At 36.3% G+C, this 20,711-nt stretch carries 22 protein-coding genes and 1 pseudogene; 18 read left to right on the forward strand and 5 right to left on the reverse strand.

From position 1 onward, the window contains the following. Positions 1–12 precede the first annotated feature (12 nt). Together BAMA_RS16915 and BAMA_RS16920 are read right to left on the reverse strand one after the other, a co-directional pair. Positions 13–756 carry an SDR family NAD(P)-dependent oxidoreductase gene (locus BAMA_RS16915; protein WP_034641464.1) on the reverse strand — a complete coding sequence of 248 codons (744 nt, stop codon included), beginning with the start codon at positions 754–756 and terminating at the stop codon, positions 13–15. Between the two features lie 60 nt (positions 757–816). Continuing rightward, complete coding sequence (locus tag BAMA_RS16920; RefSeq protein ID WP_034641465.1) at positions 817–1,431, reverse strand: hypothetical protein; 615 nt, start codon at positions 1,429–1,431, stop codon at positions 817–819. Positions 1,432–1,839: 408 nt separating this feature from the next. Here BAMA_RS16920 and BAMA_RS16925 point away from each other — a divergent pair, with 408 nt between their 5' ends. From BAMA_RS16925 to BAMA_RS23585, 18 genes are all read left to right on the forward strand, one after another. After that, a complete protein-coding gene (locus tag BAMA_RS16925) occupies positions 1,840–2,562 on the forward strand; it encodes an ABC transporter ATP-binding protein (protein WP_034641467.1) in 723 nt (240 codons plus the stop codon). Further along, a complete protein-coding gene (locus tag BAMA_RS16930; protein WP_034641469.1) occupies positions 2,562–3,581 on the forward strand; it encodes an ABC transporter permease in 1,020 nt (339 codons plus the stop codon). Before BAMA_RS16925 ends, BAMA_RS16930 begins: the two co-directional genes overlap by 1 nt. Before the next feature lie 24 nt (positions 3,582–3,605). Beyond that, complete coding sequence (locus BAMA_RS16935; protein ID WP_034641472.1) at positions 3,606–4,259, forward strand: TetR/AcrR family transcriptional regulator; 654 nt, start codon at positions 3,606–3,608, stop codon at positions 4,257–4,259. A 3-nt stretch (positions 4,260–4,262) separates the two neighbouring features. Next, a complete protein-coding gene (locus tag BAMA_RS16940) occupies positions 4,263–5,231 on the forward strand; it encodes a YbgA family protein (RefSeq protein ID WP_034641475.1) in 969 nt (322 codons plus the stop codon). 212 nt (positions 5,232–5,443) lie between these two features. Further along, entirely contained in the window at positions 5,444–6,589 is a 1,146-nt protein-coding gene (locus BAMA_RS16945; RefSeq protein ID WP_034641476.1) for an acyl-CoA dehydrogenase, read from the forward strand. A 17-nt stretch (positions 6,590–6,606) separates the two neighbouring features. Beyond that, positions 6,607–7,944, forward strand: a complete 1,338-nt coding sequence (locus BAMA_RS16950) for an acetyl-CoA carboxylase biotin carboxylase subunit (RefSeq protein WP_034641479.1) — start codon at positions 6,607–6,609, stop codon at positions 7,942–7,944. 61 nt (positions 7,945–8,005) lie between these two features. Further along, positions 8,006–8,221: an acetyl-CoA carboxylase biotin carboxyl carrier protein subunit gene (locus tag BAMA_RS16955; protein ID WP_034641482.1), complete on the forward strand. Its 216-nt coding sequence runs from the start codon at positions 8,006–8,008 to the stop codon at positions 8,219–8,221. 20 nt (positions 8,222–8,241) lie between these two features. Further along, the gene (locus tag BAMA_RS16960) at positions 8,242–9,153 is read left to right on the forward strand and encodes a hydroxymethylglutaryl-CoA lyase (RefSeq protein ID WP_034641483.1); all 912 of its coding nucleotides are present in this window, start codon (positions 8,242–8,244) and stop codon (positions 9,151–9,153) included. Between the two features lie 4 nt (positions 9,154–9,157). Further along, entirely contained in the window at positions 9,158–9,946 is a 789-nt protein-coding gene (locus BAMA_RS16965; protein WP_034641484.1) for an enoyl-CoA hydratase, read from the forward strand. A gap of 2 nt (positions 9,947–9,948) precedes the next feature. Further along, complete coding sequence (locus BAMA_RS16970; RefSeq protein WP_034641487.1) at positions 9,949–11,490, forward strand: acyl-CoA carboxylase subunit beta; 1,542 nt, start codon at positions 9,949–9,951, stop codon at positions 11,488–11,490. Between the two features lie 211 nt (positions 11,491–11,701). After that, complete coding sequence (locus BAMA_RS16975) at positions 11,702–13,645, forward strand: AMP-binding protein (protein ID WP_034641489.1); 1,944 nt, start codon at positions 11,702–11,704, stop codon at positions 13,643–13,645. Positions 13,646–13,944: 299 nt separating this feature from the next. Next, positions 13,945–14,733, forward strand: coding sequence for a class I SAM-dependent methyltransferase (locus tag BAMA_RS16980; RefSeq protein WP_034641492.1), 789 nt, complete (start codon positions 13,945–13,947; stop codon positions 14,731–14,733). Between the two features lie 12 nt (positions 14,734–14,745). After that, positions 14,746–15,243: an 8-oxo-dGTP diphosphatase gene (locus BAMA_RS16985; RefSeq protein ID WP_034641495.1), complete on the forward strand. Its 498-nt coding sequence runs from the start codon at positions 14,746–14,748 to the stop codon at positions 15,241–15,243. A gap of 4 nt (positions 15,244–15,247) precedes the next feature. Beyond that, positions 15,248–15,637, forward strand: a complete 390-nt coding sequence (locus BAMA_RS16990) for a DUF3139 domain-containing protein (protein WP_034641496.1) — start codon at positions 15,248–15,250, stop codon at positions 15,635–15,637. Positions 15,638–15,828: 191 nt separating this feature from the next. After that, the gene (locus BAMA_RS16995) at positions 15,829–16,167 is read left to right on the forward strand and encodes a YmaF family protein (RefSeq protein ID WP_034641498.1); all 339 of its coding nucleotides are present in this window, start codon (positions 15,829–15,831) and stop codon (positions 16,165–16,167) included. Between the two features lie 198 nt (positions 16,168–16,365). Next, complete coding sequence (locus tag BAMA_RS17000) at positions 16,366–17,271, forward strand: DUF2935 domain-containing protein (RefSeq protein WP_034641501.1); 906 nt, start codon at positions 16,366–16,368, stop codon at positions 17,269–17,271. Positions 17,272–17,611: 340 nt separating this feature from the next. Then, entirely contained in the window at positions 17,612–18,034 is a 423-nt protein-coding gene (locus BAMA_RS17005) for a DUF3995 domain-containing protein (protein ID WP_034641503.1), read from the forward strand. Positions 18,035–18,080: 46 nt separating this feature from the next. Further along, positions 18,081–18,617, forward strand: a complete 537-nt coding sequence (locus BAMA_RS23585; RefSeq protein ID WP_051759006.1) for a winged helix-turn-helix domain-containing protein — start codon at positions 18,081–18,083, stop codon at positions 18,615–18,617. Positions 18,618–18,661: 44 nt separating this feature from the next. Here BAMA_RS23585 and BAMA_RS25210 read toward each other — a convergent pair whose 3' ends face one another. From BAMA_RS25210 to BAMA_RS17020, 3 genes and pseudogenes are all read right to left on the reverse strand, one after another. Beyond that, positions 18,662–19,051, reverse strand: a complete 390-nt coding sequence (locus tag BAMA_RS25210) for a nuclear transport factor 2 family protein (RefSeq protein WP_084158039.1) — start codon at positions 19,049–19,051, stop codon at positions 18,662–18,664. A 3-nt stretch (positions 19,052–19,054) separates the two neighbouring features. Next, positions 19,055–19,711, reverse strand: a pseudogene (locus BAMA_RS17015) (hypothetical protein); the annotation flags it as partial. Positions 19,712–19,971: 260 nt separating this feature from the next. Then, positions 19,972–20,553, reverse strand: a complete 582-nt coding sequence (locus tag BAMA_RS17020; RefSeq protein ID WP_034641506.1) for a TetR/AcrR family transcriptional regulator — start codon at positions 20,551–20,553, stop codon at positions 19,972–19,974. Positions 20,554–20,711 lie beyond the last annotated feature (158 nt).

Here is a 20,711-nt window from a genome sequence, read left to right on the forward strand (position 1 = left end):
ATTACATACATTTTATTGAGCGGTATAGCCACCATCTACGAGTAAATTAGCTCCTACCATAAATGAAGAATCATCGCTAGCTAGAAAGAGTACCGCCTTTGCAATTTCATCGGGGCGACCAAGGCGACCAATTGGATGAGCTGTAATTAACTTATTTATTGTTTCATTATTTACATCATTAAGAAGAGGTGTGTCAACGTAACCTGGACATACCGCATTTACGCGTATACCTCGTTTTGCATACGTGACCCCAAGTGTTCTCGTTAAGTTAGCGACACCGGCTTTTGCTGCTGTATATGATGTTGTATTGACTTGACCAACATGACTTAGTATAGAGCCCATATTTACGATTACACCACCAGATTCTTGTTTCAGCATTTGTTCAATCGCATATTTATCACTTAAAAATACACCAGTTAAGTTAATATCAATTGTTTTTTGCCAGTGCTCAAGATTAAGTTTATGAATAGGTACATCTTCAGCAATTCCTGCATTGGCAACCATAATGTCAAGTTTTCCGAAACGATTGATGGTTTCTTGAACTAGGTTTTGAATATCGGTTTCTTTAGAAACATCAGTTTTTATAAAACAAGCTCCGCTACCCGTATTGTTTAATGTGTTAGCCAATTTTTCTCCTTCATGAGAAAGGTCAGCGATGACAACTTTCGCACCTTCTTGAACGAAAAGGCGGACGATTGCTTCTCCGATCCCTTGGGCGCCGCCTGTTATGACAGCAACTTTACCTGTAAGTTTCATAATTATTCTCCTTTTTAATAGTATTATTTGCATAGTGAATAGACATGAAAAATTAACTTCTTACATGTAGTTAACAGAACTTGTTGTTTGTAATAGATTGCTAGACAAAACTTTATTTGTGATTTCTTTTTTGGAAAGTAAAGATGTCATAGTTTGTAAATATAAATATTCTGCATCATCTTTTAATTCATTATAGGAAAGAGCTTTATTTGTATGTAATATACCAAGAAGTTGAGATGAGAGAGTTATTTCCATAACGATAGAGGACAGAGAATTTGTTTGGGATACTTTAAATCCGACAAACATAGGATATTTCACATCTTTCATCGTTTGAATGATATTTTCTAGCTTGAAAACGGATGTTTCAATTTTTATAAGTGGGAAGCAAAGTTGTGAAGGTTCGGCTACTTGTTTTCTAGTTTTGTAATCATATATAAAATAGCAATGTTCATTAATAGGAAGAGTCTGTAGTTTCTTTGTAAATAAGTGAAATTGATCAGTCATACCAACATTTAAATGCGTATCAATTTCTGCTAGTAGAAGGGTGTAACGGGAGTTGTCATTTATTTGTATTTCTCGTTTCATGCAGTGGAAGTGAAAATCTGTAATGCGTTCATCTAAATGGATTTCAGAAGTAGCGCCTTTATAAACACCGAGTAAATAATGGTTTTTCACAATGATTTCCTCCAAGGTTTTCGATTTGAAATGAGAAAGGACCTATTTCTTGGGAGTGAGTCTATTTCATGCATAAAGGTAGTTTTCCATATTATATCATTTTTAAGATGGTGTATGTTACGAAGTTAAAAAATAAAATTTCACATACTGTATTTAAAAATTAATTCAAGTAATAAATTAATAAAATCTACTTCTTCTGTTACATTTTGTCAATAAAATGTGCTGCATATATTGTGATTTTTATTGTTAAATTACGAACTTGAAAAAATATATAGCAAGTAATAGAGCTTATACTATATTTACTTTTTAGTAACTAAATGTCGGAAAGTAAAAATTGACAGAACGGATAATAAGGGGAGAGAATATAATTAAAGTGAGTACTCACTCATTAATAAAGGAGGAGATTTCATGCACAATGCTTCTGTTATATTAGATAATGCTTCAAAAAGATTTGGTAAAAAGGAAGTATTACAAAGTATCTCTTTACGTGTGGAACAATCAGAAATTTTTGGTTTAGTAGGGCCGTCTGGTTCTGGGAAAACGACGTTAATTAAAATGATTGCAGGCATTAGTGAAGCAACAAGAGGAAAGGTAACAGCACTAGATATAAAGATGCCAAATTTAAGTTGCATGAAGCAAATTGGATATATGGCACAAGCAGATGCATTGTATGAAGAACTATCAGCTTATGAAAACGCAGACTTTATTGCGATGATGTATGGGGTAAAAGGAAAGGAAAAGAAAAAGCGCATTATGGAAGTGTTTGAGCTCGTGCAGCTTTTGGAACATGCCAAGAAACAAGTACAGTATTTTTCGGGTGGAATGAGGAAACGTCTATCATTAGCAATGTCGCTTTTACATGAGCCGAAGTTATTAATTTTAGATGAGCCAACAGTGGGGATTGATCCTGTACTTCGAAAATCAATTTGGGAGAAGTTTTATGAGCTAAAAAAACAAGGGACGACAATTATTGTTACAACGCACATTATGGATGAAGCAGAATTTTGTGAACGACTTGGATTAATCCGTGATGGGAAATTAATTGCGATTGGCACACCAGATGAATTAAAGGGAAGAACTGCATCTGGCAGAATTGAAGATGTCTTCGTATTAGAGGGAGGACATGTATAATGAGAGTGTTTGGCGTTGTCATCCGGATTGTCCGTCAATTCTTTCGAGATAAACGTTCGCTAGCGCTTATGTTTGGCGCACCGATGTTACTTCTTTGGCTTCTTTCTCTTGTGTTTACGCAGGAAGATTATAAGCCACATATCGCGCTTGTTGATGTACCAGCTCCAGTTGTAGAATTGTTAAAAAAACAAGATGCTACAATTTACGAGTATGGTAAAGAAAAGGCATTGGACGAACTAGAAAATCAAAATATAGATGCAATGATTACAATAGAAAATGGAAAAATGAACATAACATTAGAAGGGAGTGATGCGGCGAAAAACGGTGCTACGTTACAAGTGTTGAAAAAAAGCACTGAAAAAAAAGAAACAGCAATAATGAAGCCAACAATTGATTATTTACATGGTTCAAAAGATATGACGATGTTTGATGGTTTAGGATCTGTATTAATTGGTTTTTTCACTTTTTTCTTTGTATTTATTTTATCCGGTGTTTCATTTGTAAGAGAACGACTAAGCGGAACGTTAGAGCGGTTATTATCAACGCCAATTCGCCGCTGGGAAATTGTTGCTGGTTATGTTGTCGGATTCGGGATATTTGCATTTTTACAGTCAATTATTATCGTTAGCTTTTCTGTATATATTCTCGATTTATATATAGCAGGGTCACCACTGTTAATTTTACTTATTACATGTATGTTATCACTTACAGCATTAACTCTTGGTACATTTTTATCTACGTATGCAAATAATGAATTTCAAATGATTCAATTCATTCCATTAGTAATTGTGCCGCAAATATTCTTTTCCGGTTTGTTTCCAATGGAATCGATGAGTACATGGTTACAGTTTCTTGGTAAACTGTTTCCGTTAACGTATGGAGCAGAAGCGATGCGTCAAGTGATGATTCGCGGACAGGGTTTTTCACATATTGCTTTAGAGCTCGGCATACTATTGTTATTTGCATGTGTATTTGCAATAGGGAATGTGTTTGCTTTAATGAAACATAGAAGAATATAATGGGAAGAAAAAGGGGCTTTATGGATGAAAGAAGATTGGTTACAAGAATTAATTGCAGCAACAGATGCAGAGAAATTAAATGACAGGCAAATGCGTATTTTAGAAGCAGCAGTTGCCATGTTTGGGGAAAAAGGATATGCAGCAACATCAACAAATGAAATTGCAAAACGAGCAGGTGTAGCAGAGGGAACGATCTTCCGCTATTATAAAACGAAAAAAGATTTGCTATTTGCCGTTGTTATGCCGACGTTAACAAAGTTTGTTGCGCCGCTTTTCGTGCAAGTTTTCGCCAAGGAAGTACTCGATGTTCAGTATGATTCCTATGAGCAATTTATTCGGAAAGTCATACAAAATCGTTTTGAGTTTGTAAAAAAACACTTTCCAATGCTAAAAATATTAATGCAGGAAGTACCATTTCAACCAGAGTTAAAAAATGAAGTACAACAATTGTTTGAAAAAGAGCTGTACAATCGTGTTAAGAATATTGTTGGGTATTTTCAAGAGCAAGGGCAAATTATTGAAATACCAAAACCAACTGTCATTCGGTTGACGATTTCAGCAATTGTTGGGTTTATGTTAACGAGATTTTTATTATTACCAGAAGAAAAGTGGGATGACGAAGCTGAAATTGAATACACAATCCAGTTCGTTTTATACGGTTTAACACCGCGGAGGTAAGAGATGCGACAGTTTGAAAAGCCGAAAGTTGTTGTTAGTAAATGTTTAGAATTTGAAGCTTGTCGTTATAATGGAGATGTTATTACAGATGCGACAGTCCGAAATTTGCAGCCATATGTAGAATTTCTTCCTGTTTGTCCTGAAGTAGAAATTGGTCTTGGCATTCCGCGTGAAACAATTCGTATTGTGGATCAAGATGGTGTGCAAAAGCTAATGCAACCATCAACAGGAGCGGATGTAACAAAAAAGATGAAGCTTTTCTCGGAAAGGTTTCTATCTTCACTCTCCCATGTAGATGGATTTATTTTAAAAAATCGTTCCCCAAGCTGTGGCACACGTGATGTGAAAATATATACTGGTCTAGAAAAATCACCTTCAAAAGGAAAAGGAAGCGGTTTGTTTGGCGGAGCGGTATTAGAAAAATTTTCGCATTTAGCAATAGAAGAAGAAGGGCGTTTGTCGAATTTTACAATCCGGGAACATTTCTTTACGAAACTGTTTACCATTGCATATTTTAAAACAGTAAAAAAGAATAAAAATATGCAAGAGCTCATTCATTTTCAATCCGATAACAAGTATTTATTTATGGCATATAATCAGACGAAACAAAAAGAACTTGGAAGGATTATTGCAAACAGTGTGAAACTGCCGGTTGAAGATGTATTTGAAAAATATGAGTGTGTGTTATATGAATTGCTGCATCGCACACCGCGTTATACATCAAATGTGAATGTATGCCAGCACATCTTTGGGTACTTTAAAAAAGAATTAAAGAAAGTAGAGAAAGATCATTTCTTATCTTTACTAGAGAAGTATGCAGAAAAGAAAATGCCGTTAAGCAGCCTACTTGTTGTTTTAAAATCGTGGGCACTCCGCTTTGAAGAAGAATATTTATTACGTCAAACTTATTTTGAACCATATCCAGAAGCATTAGTTGAAATTACGGATTCTGGGAAAGGACGCGATTATTAAATAAAAATCGCAAAATTCGACATGTATATTCCTATGTTGTTGTAGAACAATGTAGGAATTTTTTTATGCACTAGTACAGATTCTGTTTTACAATTAGAATATGACAGAATTCCAACAATTTTCTCAATACTATTCCTACTTTCGTTCGAGTAATACTTGCACTATACATGCGCACGCTGTCGAAATACTAGATTCGATAAGGGGTGTGACTCATGGAATTTACTCTTACTAGGGAAAAACAAATGATCAAGGAAATGGTGCGTGACTTTGCTGAAAAGGAAATCGCTCCGAAAGCTGTGTATTACGATAAAACAGCAGAGTTCCCATATGAAACTTTTCAAAAGATGGGTGAACTTGGTTTACTAGGAATTCCGTTTCCAGAGCAATACGGGGGATCTAGCGGCGACACGTTATCATACGCATTAGCCGTAGAAGAAATTGGCCGCGCATGCGGGGGAACTGGATTAAGTTATGCGGCAACAATTTCACTTGGTGCATCTCCTATTTATTATTTTGGTACAGAAGAACAAAAGCAAAAATATTTAATCCCGATGGCATCTGGAAAAACACTTGGTGCATTTGGATTAACAGAGCCAAATGCAGGGTCTGATGCAGGAGGAACACAAACGAAGGCCGTTTTAGAAGGCGATGAATATGTAATTAGCGGAGAGAAATGTTGGATTACAAATGCTGAGTATGCAAATACAATTATTGTAACCGCTGTCAACGGTGTTGAAGAGAGTGGGAAAAAACGTATTTCTGCTTTTATCGTACCAACAGATAGTAAGGGATTAACAATTTCTAGCCCTTACGACAAAATGGGAGTACGCGCATCAAATACATGTGAAATTGTGTTAGATGGTGTACGTGTACCGAAAGAAAACATTCTTGGTGATGTGAATAAAGGTTTTAAACAATTTTTATACACATTAGACGGAGGGCGTATTTCAATTGCTGCATTAGCGGTAGGAATTGCACAATCTGCGTTTGAAAGAGCACTTCAATATGCGAAAGAACGTAAACAGTTCGGTCGTTCACTTTCTAACTTCCAAGCGATTCAATTTAAATTAGCTGACATGGCAATGGAGATTGAATTAGCACGTAATATGGTACATAAAGCAGCATATTTAAAGGATCAAGAGAAATCTTTCGGTAAAGAAGCTGCAATGGCAAAGTTATTTGCATCTGAAACAGCAAGCCGTGTCTCCAATGAAGCAGTACAAATTCATGGCGGTTATGGTTATATGCGTGAATACGAAGTAGAGCGTCATATTCGTGATGCAAAATTATTAGAAATTGGTGAAGGTACTTCTGAAATTCAGCGTCTCGTTATTGCAAGGCATTTAGGATGTCGTTAAATAAAGGAGGAATTATGATGTTTCAAAAAGTATTAATTGCCAATCGCGGTGAAATTGCTGTTCGAATTATTAAAACGTGTCAAAAGCTTGGAATTGGTACAGTAGCAATTTATTCAGAAGCCGATGAGCATGCGCTTCATGTGAAATTAGCAGATGAAGCATACCTTATTGGTGGACCGCGTGTACAAGAAAGCTACTTAAATTTAGAAAAAATTATTGAAGTTGCGAAGAAAACAAATGCGGAAGCTGTTCATCCAGGATATGGGTTACTATCGGAAAACACGACATTCGCAGCACGCTGTGAAGAAGAAGGTATTGTCTTTATTGGACCACCAAAAGAAGTAATTGCGAGAATGGGAAGTAAAATTGAATCTCGTAAAGCAATGCTTGAAGCTGATGTACCAATCGTTCCGGGGATTTCAACGAACATCCCAAATGTAGAGGAAGCAAAAGAAATTGCGAATCAAATTGGTTATCCGCTTATGTTAAAAGCATCCGCTGGTGGCGGGGGCATTGGTATGCAGGTGATTGAAACTGAACAAGCGCTCATCAAAGCATTTGAAAGCAATAAAACACGTGCGCAAAACTTCTTTGGTAACGGCGAAATGTATATGGAACGATTAATTACAAACGCACATCACATTGAAATTCAAGTGCTTGCAGATACAAAAGGAAACGTTGTGTATTTATGGGAGCGTGAGTGTTCTGTGCAGCGCCGTAATCAAAAGGTAATCGAAGAAGCACCGTCTCCATTTTTAGATGAGAGCACAAGAACTGCAATGGGTGAGGTAGCTGTAAAAGCCGCGAAAGCACTTGGTTATGTAAATGCTGGAACAATTGAGTTCCTTGTTGATGATGAAAAGAACTTTTACTTCTTAGAAATGAATACGAGATTACAAGTGGAACACCCTGTAACAGAAGAAATTACAGGTCTGGATTTAGTAGAGCAGCAATTACGAATTGCATCAGGTGAGGCGCTGTCCTTTACACAAGACGAAGTAAAGCGTAGTGGTCATGCCATTGAAGCACGAGTGTATGCGGAAGATCCAAAAACGTTCTTCCCATCTCCTGGGAAGATTACAGCACTTACTCTTCCGTCATCCATTCGTATTGATCATTTTGTTGAAGAAGGTGTCACAATTACGCCTTTTTATGATCCAATGATTGCAAAAATTATTGCACATGGTGAAACGCGTGAAGAAGCAATTCAAAAGTTGCAAAGTGCATTGCAAGAATTACAAATTGAAGGCATTAAAACAAATACATCGATGCTTCTGCAAGTATTAGAAGATGAAGTATTCCAAGGTGGAATTTATACAACAAGTTTTGTAGCAAAGCAACTTGTGAAAAAATAAGCTGGTGCTGCCTTTAGAAAGGGCAGCACAGTAAAATTTACGAAAAATTGAGGGGGAAAAAATGATGACGAAAGTATATGCAACGATGGCAGGTAATGTTTGGAAGATTGTAGTTGGTGTAGGAGATACAGTAGAGGAAGAACAAGATGTCGTCATTTTAGAATCTATGAAAATGGAAATTCCAATCGTGGCAGAAGAAGCTGGAACCGTTATGAAAATTAACGTACAAGAGGGCGACTTTGTTAACGAGGGGGATGTATTACTAGAAATTGAATAAATGAAAAGGGGTGCAATCGATTGAAGCTGCCTTCATTTGCTTTCATTAAAGAAGTCGGTCCACGTGACGGTTTGCAAAATGAAAAGAAGATTGTTGGTACGAAAGATAAAGTGAAATGGATTGAACTACTTACAGAAGCAGGACTTTCCTATATTGAAGTTTCATCGTTCGTTCACCCAAAATGGGTTCCAGCTTTAGCTGATGCAAAAGATGTTTTTACAATGCTAGAGCGAAATCCACATATTACATATGCAGCTCTCGTTCCAAATCAACAAGGTTTGGAACGAGCACTGCTTCACAATGTAGATGAGGTGAATGTCTTTTTATCTGCAAGTGAGACACATAATAAGAAAAATATAAATAAATCTATGCAAGAAGCACTCGCTGTTATAGAAGATGTAGCGAAACAAGCGCAGTTCGCTGGGAAAAAAGTGCGTGGTTATGTATCTACCGTATTTGGTTGTCCGTATGAAGGAGAAGTTGATATAGATGTTATTGATGAATTATGTAATCAACTATTTTCGTATGGAATTTACGAAGTCTCGCTTGGGGATACAATCGGTGTGGGCAACCCAGCGCAAGTAGAACGCGTATTAGAACATTTGCTAGCAAAATATGATTCTACTAAGTTTGCAATGCATTTTCATAATACGTATGGTATGGCGCTTGCCAATGTGGTGAAGTCACTAGAGTGTGGAATTACAGTATTTGATAGTTCATGTGGTGGACTTGGTGGTTGCCCGTACGCACCTGGTGCATCTGGTAACATAGCAACAAATGATTTAGTTCATATGCTTCATAAAATGGGTGTACAGACGAATGTAAATGAAGAGAAATTATTACAAGCGAGTAAGTTTATTCAAAATAAACTTGATATGCCATTACCAAGCAACGTTTACCGGGCTTTAGAACATAAACTAGTTAGTAGGTGATTCGATGTTAACATTACAAAACATTTCGATGCAGTATATGACGCCCCATATTGTAAAGGTCACATTAAACCGTGAGCGACAAGCGAATGCGTTATCTCTTGCGTTATTAGAAGAGTTTCAATCGATTATAAACAATATAAAGCAAGACTTTGATGTGCGAGTAGTTATCATTACAGGAGCTGGTGAAAAGGTATTTTGTGCTGGAGCAGATTTAAAAGAACGAGCAAATATGAATGAAGATGAAGTGCGTCATGCAGTTAGTATGATCCGTCAAATGATGGATATGACGGAACAACTACCGCAGCCAGTCATTGCAGCAATTAATGGGATTGCTCTTGGTGGTGGCACAGAATTAGCGTTAGCTTGTGATATCCGCATTGTTTCTGAAACAGCCACTTTAGGCTTAACAGAAACTTCATTAGCAATTATTCCAGGAGCTGGTGGTACACAGCGTTTGCCTCGTTTAATCGGTCTTGGCCGCGCCAAGGAACTGATTTATACAGCAAGACGGATTACTGCATGTGAAGCAAAGGAATATGGACTTGCTGAGCATGTTGTTCCTTCTCATGAGCTAGAGAATAAGGTAATGGAAATTGCAAGTAAGATTGCAGAAAATGGTCCAATCGCTATTCGACTTGCAAAAGAAGCAATCACAAAAGGAATGCAAGAAGATTTAAAAACAGGACTGCAAATGGAAAGACAAGCGTATGAAGGTGTTATTCGTACGAAAGATCGTACAGAGGGACTACAGGCATTTCGTGAAAAACGAAAACCAATCTATAGGGGGGAATAACCATGTTAGATCAAAAACAACAATCACGCACACTTGAAGAACGTGTTGAAACGATTCAACAAGGTGGAGCGCCGAAATATCATGAACAAAACAAAGCGAAAGGAAAATTGTTCGTTCGTGATCGTCTTGCTCTTTTGTTCGATAACGGTGAATATGTAGAAGATGCAATGTTTTCAAATTGTGAAAGTGAAGGATTACCGGCAGACGGTGTTGTGACAGCAACGGGAAAAATCCATGGACGCACAGTTTGCGTTATGGCAAATGATTCAACGGTAAAAGCAGGATCATGGGGAGCGCGTACAGTTGAGAAGATTTTGCGCATTCAAGAAACGGCAGAAAAATTACGTGTACCATTATTTTATCTTGTTGATTCTGCAGGGGCACGTATTACAGATCAAGTTGAAATGTTCCCTGGGCGCCGCGGAGCAGGTCGTATCTTTTATAATCAAGTGAAATTATCAGGTAAAGTTCCTCAAATTTGTTTATTATTTGGTCCATCTGCGGCAGGTGGTGCATATATTCCGGCATTTTGCGATGTTGTCATGATGGTTGAAGGAAATGCATCGATGTACCTCGGCTCACCTCGTATGGCTGAAATGGTAATCGGTGAGAAAGTTTCCTTAGAAGAAATGGGCGGAGCACGTATGCATTGCTCTGTATCCGGTTGCGGAGATGTTCTTTGTAAAACAGAAGAAGATGCAATTAAGCAAGCTCGTCAATACATTTCTTATTTCCCAAGTAACTACTTAGAAAAAACTCCAATGGCCCAACCTCAAGAACCGAAACAATTCGAAAAAACGTTACAAGACATTATTCCAGAAAATCAAAATGCTCCATTTAATATGAAGGACTTAATTAACCGTATTATTGATGAAAATTCATTTTTTGAAGTGAAGAAGTTATTTGCACAAGAACTCATTACAGGGTTTGCTCGTATTGATGGAAAACCAATTGGTATTGTTGCAAATCAGCCGCGTATGAAAGGCGGCGTATTATTCCATGATTCAGCTGATAAAGCAGCAAAATTCATTACACTTTGTGACGCATATCATATCCCGCTTCTATTCCTAGCGGATGTGCCAGGATTTATGATTGGGACGAAAGTTGAGCGGGCTGGCATTATTCGTCATGGTGCGAAAATGATTTCCGCAATGAGTGAAGCGACAGTTCCTAAAATCTCAATTGTTGTCCGAAAAGCGTATGGTGCTGGTTTATATGCGATGGCAGGTCCTGCGTTTGAACCGGATTGCTGCTTAGCACTTCCAACAGCTTCTATTGCTGTTATGGGACCTGAAGCTGCAGTAAATGCCGTTTATGCAAATAAAATTGCAGCGCTTCCTGAAGAAGAGCGTCCAAGCTTCATTGAACAAAAACGTGAAGAATATAAACAGGACATTGATATTTACCGCTTAGCATCAGAAATGGTTATTGATGGAATAGTACATCCAAACGCACTTCGCGATGAATTAAAAAATCGTTTTAACATGTACATGAGTAAATATCAAATCTTTACAGATCGAAAGCATCCAGTATATCCGGTATAAAGTGAAACTTCAATCAGCGGGGGAGCATCCTCTCATTGGTTGTTAGTTGAACGAATCGGGATTTTACGAGCTGTTAATCTCTCAACTAAACTTCTTCACTTTCTCTCAAGTTTTGAGTTGGGAGCCTTACAGCCCGCAAATAACGGGATAAATGGTTGAAGTAGCCCGGCTTGTCGGGCTTTCTTTCCAAGTATATAAGGGGGCGAAGAGATTGAAGCAAGCAGTTTGGTTTCCGACAGAAGAGTATAAAAGAACAACACGTTTATATGAATGGATGCAATCACTTGGGTATGAAGATTATGAAACTTTTTTTAAAAAGTCAATTGAAGATACAGCATGGTTTTGGGAAGAAGCAGAACGTGCCGTTGGCTATCAATGGATGAAACCATATACAGAAGTTCTTGATTTAGCAAATGGTGTTCCGTTCCCACAGTGGTATAAAGAAGGAACTTGTAATGTTGTGGAATCAGCATTAGCACGCTGGATTGGAGAAGACGAAACAAAAACGCAGCCAGCGGTTATTTGGGAAGGTGAAGATGGTACATCAAAATCTTTTACATACGAGGAATTAGACAACTGGGTAAGCCGTGTTGCAAATGGGTTAAAGCATGCTGGGATTGAAAAAGGTGACCGTGTGACAATCTATATGCCGATGATCCCAGAAACTGTCGTTGCAATGCTTGCAGTCATGAAAATTGGAGCCATTATTTCGCCAATCTTTTCAGGATTTGCATCAGACGCAGTGATGACACGTGTACAAGCAGCGGAGTCGAAAATGATTATTACAGCTGACGGTTTTGCAAGACGCGGTAAAACAGTTTCGTTAAAAGATGAAGTGGATAAAGCATGTGAACATTGTCCATCCGTTGAAAAGGTTGTTGTTGTCCGTCATGCTGGTAATGACTTCACGCCGCATCACTACGATATGTCATGGGCTACTCTTGAAAAAGAAAAGCCGCTGACGCATGCGGAAGAAATGAAGAGTGATGATCCGCTTATGCTGATTTATACATCTGGTACGACAGGAAAGCCAAAAGGAACGGTTCATACTCATGCTGGTTTCCCTCTAAAATCCGCATTTGATGCTGGTTTTGGTATGAATATTAAACAAGGCGATCGTGTTCTATGGGTAACAGATATGGGCTGGATGATGGGACCGTTCTTATTATTTGGTTCACTTTTAAATGGTGCAACAATGGTGATGTATGAAGGAGTACCTGATTTCCCAGAAGCCGATCGTCTATGGAAAACTGTAGATCGTTATGAAATTACACATCTTGGGATTTCTCCAACGTTAATCCGTTCATTAATGGCAAAAGGCGATGAGTGGGTGAACAAACATTCACTACATAGTCTAAAGGTATTCGCATCAACAGGTGAACCGTGGAACCCTGATCCTTGGATGTGGCTTTTTGAAACAGTTGGAAAAGGAAAAGTTCCAATTTGTAACTATTCCGGTGGTACAGAAATTTCTGGTGGTATTTTCGGAAACGTATTGATTAAGCCAATTGCTCCGATTAGCTTTAACGCTGCACTTCCAGGTATGGCAGCGGCTGTTCTTGATGAAAATGGAATACCTATTCAAGATCATGTTGGAGAGTTATGTTTAGAGAAACCATGGGTTGGAATGACAAAGAGCTTCTGGCAAGATGATAAACGTTATGTTGACACATATTGGTCCCGCTTCCAAAATAAATGGGTTCATGGTGACTGGGTCATTTATGATGGAGAGCAATATGTTATTACGGGCCGTTCAGATGATACATTAAATATTGCTGGTAAGCGAATTGGTCCTGCTGAGTATGAATCGATTCTTGTGAAACATCCAAATGTTGTAGAAGCAGCAGCTATTGGTGTACCGGATGATATAAAAGGTGAAGTATGTCATTGCTTTGCTGTATTAAAAGAAGGAGTTTCTTTCTCATCAGAGCTGAAAAAAGAATTAATGAGTTTAGTGAATTCACATATTGGAAAAGCACTTTGTCCAAAAGATATTCACGTTGTAGAAGATTTACCGAAAACGCGAAATTCAAAAGTAATGCGCCGCGTCATTAAAGCTGCGTATTTAGGAAAAGAATTAGGTGACTTGTCGTCTCTTGTAAACCCAGAAGTTGTCACATACATTCAAAGCCTTCACTTAAATCAGCAATTATAATTTATGTAAGCGAACTCTTACTAGAAAGAGTTCGTTTTTATTGTTTTTTGATTGTGGAGTGAATTAAAAGGTAAATATCTTCCTGCAATTTTTAACATTTTTATTTCCAAGAGGATGTACGGAAAAATGAAAGAGTTCGTTGCTTCTTTTACGGAGTATTGTTGTATAAATCTCGAAAAAGCTCTGAATTATGGAAAGTTCATAGTTTAGGGCTTTTGTATGTAAAAACAACCAGGAAAATGGTTGTATGTATAGAATGTAATACATTGTTATTTAAAAAATAGAAGGGAGTTATAGAAATGGACGTAAGTTTAGATTCGAGAAAACACACATTTAATAATATTGTAGAAGAATATGAGAAAATAAGACCAACGTATCCGAAAGAGTTGTTTACAGATATTTTTACATACGCCAATGTAAAGGAAACGGACCGTATCTTTGAGATTGGATGTGGAACAGGGAAAGCAACGGAAGGTTTCGTAGCGTCAGGTTATAAAAATATCGATTGTGTGGAGCTTGGAGAAAATTTAGCGAAGTTTACAGCGAACAAGTTTCAAGATGAAAAAGATATACATGTGTACAATGAGAACTTTGAAACATGGAATATGGGAAAGAATAGCTATGCATTAGCAGTGTCCGCAACGGCATTTCATTTTATCAATCCTGATATTGGCTACCCTAAAGTTTCACAGTTATTACGAAAAAACGGAACGATGGCGTTCTTTTGGACATATTATGTGCAACCAGAAACAGAAATTTTTAGAGAAATAGCAGTTTGCTATGACAAATATGCATCGCACTTGCATCCTAGAAATGTCCCGACACCAAAGCAATTTATAGAAGAGCGAACAAATTTGACGAAGAAGCAGGATTTATTTCAGGATATCATTGTGAAGGAATATACTTGGGTAGATACGTACACAAGTAATGAATATATCGATTTAATTCATACGCAATCAGCGCATCAGCTCCTTCCAGGGAATGTAAAAGAAAAACTGTTTCATAGTATTCACACAGTAATTGAAAATCATGGTGGTACAATCGAAAAACCACAATTTGTAGCATTATACTTAGCAAAGAAAAAATAACGAGGTGTAAAGATGAGTCATTTAGAATGTAAAATATTAACGATGTGTATGGTACAAGATGGGGATAACATATTATTAATCAACCGTCCAGATCATTTAGGGTTCCCGGGTTATATTGCTCCAGGCGGAAAAGTAGATTTTCCAGAGAGTATTGTTGACGGAGCGATTCGTGAAACACGAGAAGAAACAGGTTTAATTGTAAAAGATATTATTTTTAAAGGAATAGATGAATTTTGCGAGCCAAATACAAAGCTGCGCTATATGGTGTTTAATTACCTTGCTACATCATTTGAAGGTAATTTAATAGAAAACCCACCAGAAGGCGAATTAGTATGGGTGAATAGAAAAGAAGCAATGAACTTGCCAATGCAAGAGTGGTTTCGAAAAAGATTACCACTGTTCTTTGAAGAAGGTACTTTTGAATGGCATGCGGTGTGGGATAAAGAAAGCGGTACAACATTAAGTAAAATGGAGAGGGTATATAAGGAACGAGAATTGAAAGGAGTTTGATAGATTGAAACGTTATCGTACGTGGATAATTGTATCAATCGTTTTCTTTGTTCTGAGTATTGTTCTCGTTATGTATGATGGTATTCATGGGAATTTCATACGAGATTATATGATGGAAAGACGCACAGAAGAACATTTAATGAATGAAGGGTATAAAAAAGAAGAGATTGCATCCATCGAAGCAACTTATAATATGAAGTTTAATACCGGTGATATAAATGGAACAATAGCATACGTTATTTTTCAAGACGAACCGAAAGAAAAATACTTGTATGTTCAGTGGAGAGATTCCAGGGAAATCCAACAAAAGTGCGACTATTATAATGAGGATACAAATGCAGTTGAGGTGGAATATACGGAAGAGCGAAAATATATGGTGAAAGATTGTTATTGAGTAGCTTATGAGAGCGTGTTTGATCAAAAAACATGCTCTCATTTTTTAAAATGTTGGTGATACTCTTGTAATATATAATGATTTTTTAGCTTAATATCACGAATTCATACAGGCGATTATAAGGAATTGTCACAGCACTCTATACATATAAGTTTATAAACTATGTCTTTATGTAAAAAGGAGTGGATAGATTGAACAGGGTAGGGAAAAATGATTTTGTTTCTGGATTTGTACCCAATCATAACCATGGATCGGTAGACTATACATCAGTTGAAGCAGGACATGTACATCAATGTCTCGATGTAACATCCCCACCAATTCCCGCAGAGAATGGTGGACATATACATTATACTGAAGGATATGTTGTCTTTGAGGATGGACATACGCATTATTATAAGGCATACTCAGGGCCTGCAATTCCTGTAGGGAATGGGATGCATGTCCACTATTACGACTTTTATACAACTGAAAATAGCGGACATAAACATCATATTAAGGGGGTAGATCAACCTGCCCCAGGTAATAAATAGAGTTAATACAGAGCTATAGTATGTTTAATAACGATAAAGTGAAATGGGGGGGCATCCCCCACTGAGTGTTAGTTGAACCAATTGGGCTTTTACAGCCCGTTAATACGGGATAAAAAATAATTATTTCTCCTAAGCATATTAATTTTTCTCTATTCATATACACAATAGAGTGATTTTAAAGAGAAGGAGTGATTTTTTATGTCTACAGATCAGCCGATTCCTGAGCACTTTGTTATGGACCCTCAACGTGCAATGCTTTTACCTCCAGAGTTGAAAGCAGCACCGCCTGAATCGTTAACAGAACAACTATTTATTGAGAGATCTTTAACTGAAAATCGATTTTGGTTACGAATTATGAAGGAGCATGCTTTATTTCTTAGTGAAGGATTTAATCGAAATGAGAAAAAACTAATTCAGCAAGTAGAACAATTTTTTCATCTTTTTGATCGACATTTACAAAAAGCATTCACTGTTCCTGAGACTGTTCAAGCAGTTAGGAAATTAAATGAGGAAAGCATTGAGCTCGTTTATGCTTTTCGTAATTATAAAAGGAATCTTTTAATTTTAATTATTAATTGTAAAGTAAAGGGCTTTAATTTCCCATTATTAGTAGATCATATTGCACGAGAAGCAGAATATTTTATAAGGAGTCTTCAAAAATTTAATGAAGGAAAAATGGATCCAATTCAAGATGCCATAATTAGTGAAAATGTATTTTGGTTACGAATTATGATGGAACATTCTCGGTTTATTGCCTCGTTACTTGATCAATCAGAACGGAAGTTGGTTCATACTGCTTCAAAATTCGGGGATGATTTTGAGATTTTGCTTAATCAGGCTCGAGATGTTGAATCCATGCTATACAAGAAGGAGCCGACATATCCGATTATTGGAAAACTGAATAAGGATAGTGAAAATGCAACTGTTGAACTAAGAAACTTTAAAAAAGCAGGATTAGAGCTCATCCAAACATGTCAAATCAAAAGTGTAATTAATCCACTATTAGCAGATCATGTTACAAGAGAAGCTGAACATTTTCTATTTATGATCCACGTTTTAGAACAGCGATTAAAACAAAAGCAAACGGAACAATCTACCCAGTAGTTGAATAGAGTTGTTACTTATTTTCCATGATAGGTTATGTGCCAGTATATGTGTTGTGATTTTTAAGGAACTAAGCTATTCATATAAACTTAAAGCACTTCTTGTCTACTCAAGGCACCAAGTGCTTTTTTGTGTTTCAGAATAGAAACGAAAGGGATTACTATAACTTTATTCTCCAATATGTCATAAACGTGGAACACAAATCGTTTTAAAGATAAAATTAAAACCATTTACAACGCCTAGATGAATTAAAGTGTTCAGATGAATCTGAATATTTGTAGGTGATGAGTATATCATGATAATTTGAGTATACCATGATAAGAGAGAAGAGGTGCTACACGTGATTGTATTCATTGTTATAGCAGTATGTTTGTTGGTCACTATTAGTTTTATACATGTTTACTGGGCGTTTGGTGGGAGGTGGGGAATTGCAGCTGCAATTCCAAGTGAATCTGGAGAAAGAGCCTTTACCCCGAGTCCAGTTATAACTTTGTTTGTTGGATTATTATTAAGTATGGCTGCAATTTTGTTGTTACTGCAGGTTGATATTATTCCATTATTTGTCCCGCAAATCATTGTTCAAATTGGTTGCTGGATTTGTATGTTCGTATTTACTGTAAGAGTAATCGGAGAGTTCAACTATTTTGGTATCTTTAAAAGAAAAAAGGGAACGTACTTTGCGAAAATGGATACAATGTTATTCATTCCGCTTTGTGCCTTTTTAGCTGTGTCATTTTTAATAGCGGTAATCGGTATGGAATAATGATAAAATAATAGTAATCATGATTTCTTATAAGGGGCGTAGAGTAGTGAAGCATACAAATGAATTAATAAAGATATTAGTAGATGAAAAAGCAGTGAAAATTATAGAGTTAACGAAAGATGTACCGAAATCAACGAAAGAGCTTGCTACTCTTATGAACGTGAAAAATTCAAATTTATACTATCCAATTAAGAAGTTACTTGAAGTAAATGCGATTCAAGTAGCGCATGAAAAACAAGTAAAGAACATTACAGAATACTATTATTCCAGTTCACATTTATTGAATAAAGACGGAATTGTAATTGAAGGAGAGCAATTTAAGGAACATCTTGAAGGATGTATAAAATACTATTTGTATTTGCAGACAAAATTGATACAGAAGCTTGAAGAAGATGCAAATCGTTCACATGCTGAAGATGATTTAGGGAATGCTCAAATTTCATTTCATAATGTAAAAACAACACCTAAGAAGTGGAAAGAGTTAAGTGAGAAAATTAATAATCTTATTGATTCATATAGAGATAATGAAGAGGTAGAGGATGTAGAAACGTTTAACTACATTATTGGTTCATATAAAGAATAAAGAAAGAGCATGTTTCTATATATCCTTTGAAACATGCTCTTTCTTTATTCTTTTGTTAGTGTTCCTTGATGAAAAAACATTTGCCAGCTGCCATTTCTATGTTTCCAAATAGAGCTGCGCAAAGTTTGCTGTTTTCTCGTTTCATCATGTATATGATATGTTGTGAGTACAGTATCATCGGATAATGGGTGTATTTCAAAGTTAAAAAGATTCATTTTTCTAATCGTTAGCGTAAGCCTGCCATTGTGGGAAGAATCTTTCTTATACCAAACCTTTCCTGAACTGCTAAATTCAAAGAAATCCTCTGCAAGTAACTTATCTAATTCACTTGGTGAGGTGCGTGTTTCAGGTTGTAATAATTGTTGTTCTAGTGCATGTAAATGCTGTTTTAGCTCAACAAAAGAAAGTGCTTGAGAATCAACGGTGTATGCAATAGGATACAAGAACTCTGGATTGTGTATATCATTATTTTGAATGACAACATCTGCATGAAGGTTCGGTGTATGTTGTTCTAAATACAGTTTGGAAGCAGCGTGATACCTCTTTATAAACATTTCTTCTGCTTTTTTATAACTCCCAAAAGCTTGCGCCTCTCGCTTAGCACCTCTTTTTCTGGCTATATCGAAGTCAGTATCGATATAGATTTTGAAATCATATAGATTATATAACTCCTCTTTAAATAAAAAAGTTCCATCGATAATGAAAATCATATCGTGAGTTGCTACTTCTGTATAGGGATTCACATACTCATCTTTTGTTAAATCAAAAGAACTAGTTTTATAATGAAGATTTCCAGTAGGCCCTAAAGGAATTAAAAGTTTTTCTTTAAAAGATTTATAGTCGTGAGCGTCTTCGTAATATCCAATAGCCGAATCTTTTCCTTGTCTATAACGAATAACTCGTGGATTATGAAAATAATCGATACTCGTCCGGATTACTTTCTTATTTTTGTATTGAAGTTCCTCAGCAAGCTCATTAGCAAATGTTGTTTTCCCAGATGCGGTTATTCCACTCACTCCAACTCGAATTGGATGGTTCATTTTCAAACTCAATATTTTAGTTGCTATATCAGAAATTAGTTTGCTCCTTAGCATATAACACACTCCTAAATTTTAACGGTGTATAGTTCTTTTCTTTAAAGTAATACGATTAACTACTTAATATTCCTGCTCATTGTACTAAGGAAACATTTTAAAAAGCCTAATTTCTTAGCATGAAATTAGGCTTTTATCATTGCTCCATGAAAGTATCCGATTGCGGTCAATCTCATCTACATATCTTATTGAACTAAAGCGCTCTTTAGCTAAACAAGTAGCAATATATATTATAAGTTGTTCGATGTGTCATGTTTTCTTTAGCGCAAGCCATTCAAAAACATTTGAGAAATTTGAGCACCATATTTTATCAAATGATCACTATTGATTGCTTGACTCTTCAATCCTTCTGTGAAAATGTGCATTAACATTAGTAAAACTTCATCAGAATATGCGGGATTAATTTTTCCTTCTTTACGCCCTTTTTGAAACATTCTTAACACTAATTGATCACTTGTTTCTTGTGCATCTTTATCAAAAAAAGTCGGGTCACTTGCATATTGTTGCATCATATTATGGAAAAACACGGATGACATACTTTGGAATTTCTTCATTTTATATTGCGTGAGTTCTATATACGTTTGCTCAAATGGTAAGTCACTTTCAATCAAACGTTCATATTCTTCTAGGACAGAGGCAAGTGAATTATGAATCGTAGTATTAATTAAATTATCTTTTGTATTGTAATAATTAAATAATGTTACTTTACTAACGCTAGCACTTTTTGCAATTTCATCCATAGTTATATTTGAAACGTCCTTTTGATTCAGCAATTCAAGTGTAGCTTCTTCAATATTTTTCATTTTCTTCTCGCGTCTTAAATCAAAGCCATTTTTTTTCATCTTCTCACCACATTTTTTTCTTTTACAATTACTTTCTACCTATATAGTATTTCATTTTTTAAACTAATTCAAACATTTTAATAAAAATAAATTTGATTACTGCTCCAAAAGGGTGTATATTATGAACTGTAAAGTTAATTTCAGTACAAAACTTTAAT

The organism is Bacillus manliponensis, assembly GCF_000712595.1.
In the GTDB taxonomy this organism is placed as follows: Bacteria; Bacillota; Bacilli; order Bacillales; family Bacillaceae_G; genus Bacillus_A; species Bacillus_A manliponensis.

Bases quoted from the DNA above. Each gene is read 5' to 3' on its own strand.
- BAMA_RS16915 (WP_034641464.1), bottom strand. From the start codon at position 756: ATGAAACTTACAGGTAAAGTTGCTGTCATAACAGGCGGCGCCCAAGGG.
- BAMA_RS16925 (WP_034641467.1), top strand. From the start codon at position 1,840: ATGCACAATGCTTCTGTTATATTAGATAATGCTTCAAAAAGATTTGGT.
- BAMA_RS16930 (WP_034641469.1), top strand. From the start codon at position 2,562: ATGAGAGTGTTTGGCGTTGTCATCCGGATTGTCCGTCAATTCTTTCGA.
- BAMA_RS16935 (WP_034641472.1), top strand. From the start codon at position 3,606: ATGAAAGAAGATTGGTTACAAGAATTAATTGCAGCAACAGATGCAGAG.
- BAMA_RS16940 (WP_034641475.1), top strand. From the start codon at position 4,263: ATGCGACAGTTTGAAAAGCCGAAAGTTGTTGTTAGTAAATGTTTAGAA.
- BAMA_RS16945 (WP_034641476.1), top strand. From the start codon at position 5,444: ATGGAATTTACTCTTACTAGGGAAAAACAAATGATCAAGGAAATGGTG.
- BAMA_RS16950 (WP_034641479.1), top strand. From the start codon at position 6,607: ATGTTTCAAAAAGTATTAATTGCCAATCGCGGTGAAATTGCTGTTCGA.
- BAMA_RS16955 (WP_034641482.1), top strand. From the start codon at position 8,006: ATGATGACGAAAGTATATGCAACGATGGCAGGTAATGTTTGGAAGATT.
- BAMA_RS16965 (WP_034641484.1), top strand. From the start codon at position 9,158: ATGTTAACATTACAAAACATTTCGATGCAGTATATGACGCCCCATATT.
- BAMA_RS16970 (WP_034641487.1), top strand. From the start codon at position 9,949: ATGTTAGATCAAAAACAACAATCACGCACACTTGAAGAACGTGTTGAA.
- BAMA_RS16980 (WP_034641492.1), top strand. From the start codon at position 13,945: ATGGACGTAAGTTTAGATTCGAGAAAACACACATTTAATAATATTGTA.
- BAMA_RS16985 (WP_034641495.1), top strand. From the start codon at position 14,746: ATGAGTCATTTAGAATGTAAAATATTAACGATGTGTATGGTACAAGAT.
- BAMA_RS17000 (WP_034641501.1), top strand. From the start codon at position 16,366: ATGTCTACAGATCAGCCGATTCCTGAGCACTTTGTTATGGACCCTCAA.
- BAMA_RS17020 (WP_034641506.1), bottom strand. From the start codon at position 20,553: ATGAAAAAAAATGGCTTTGATTTAAGACGCGAGAAGAAAATGAAAAAT.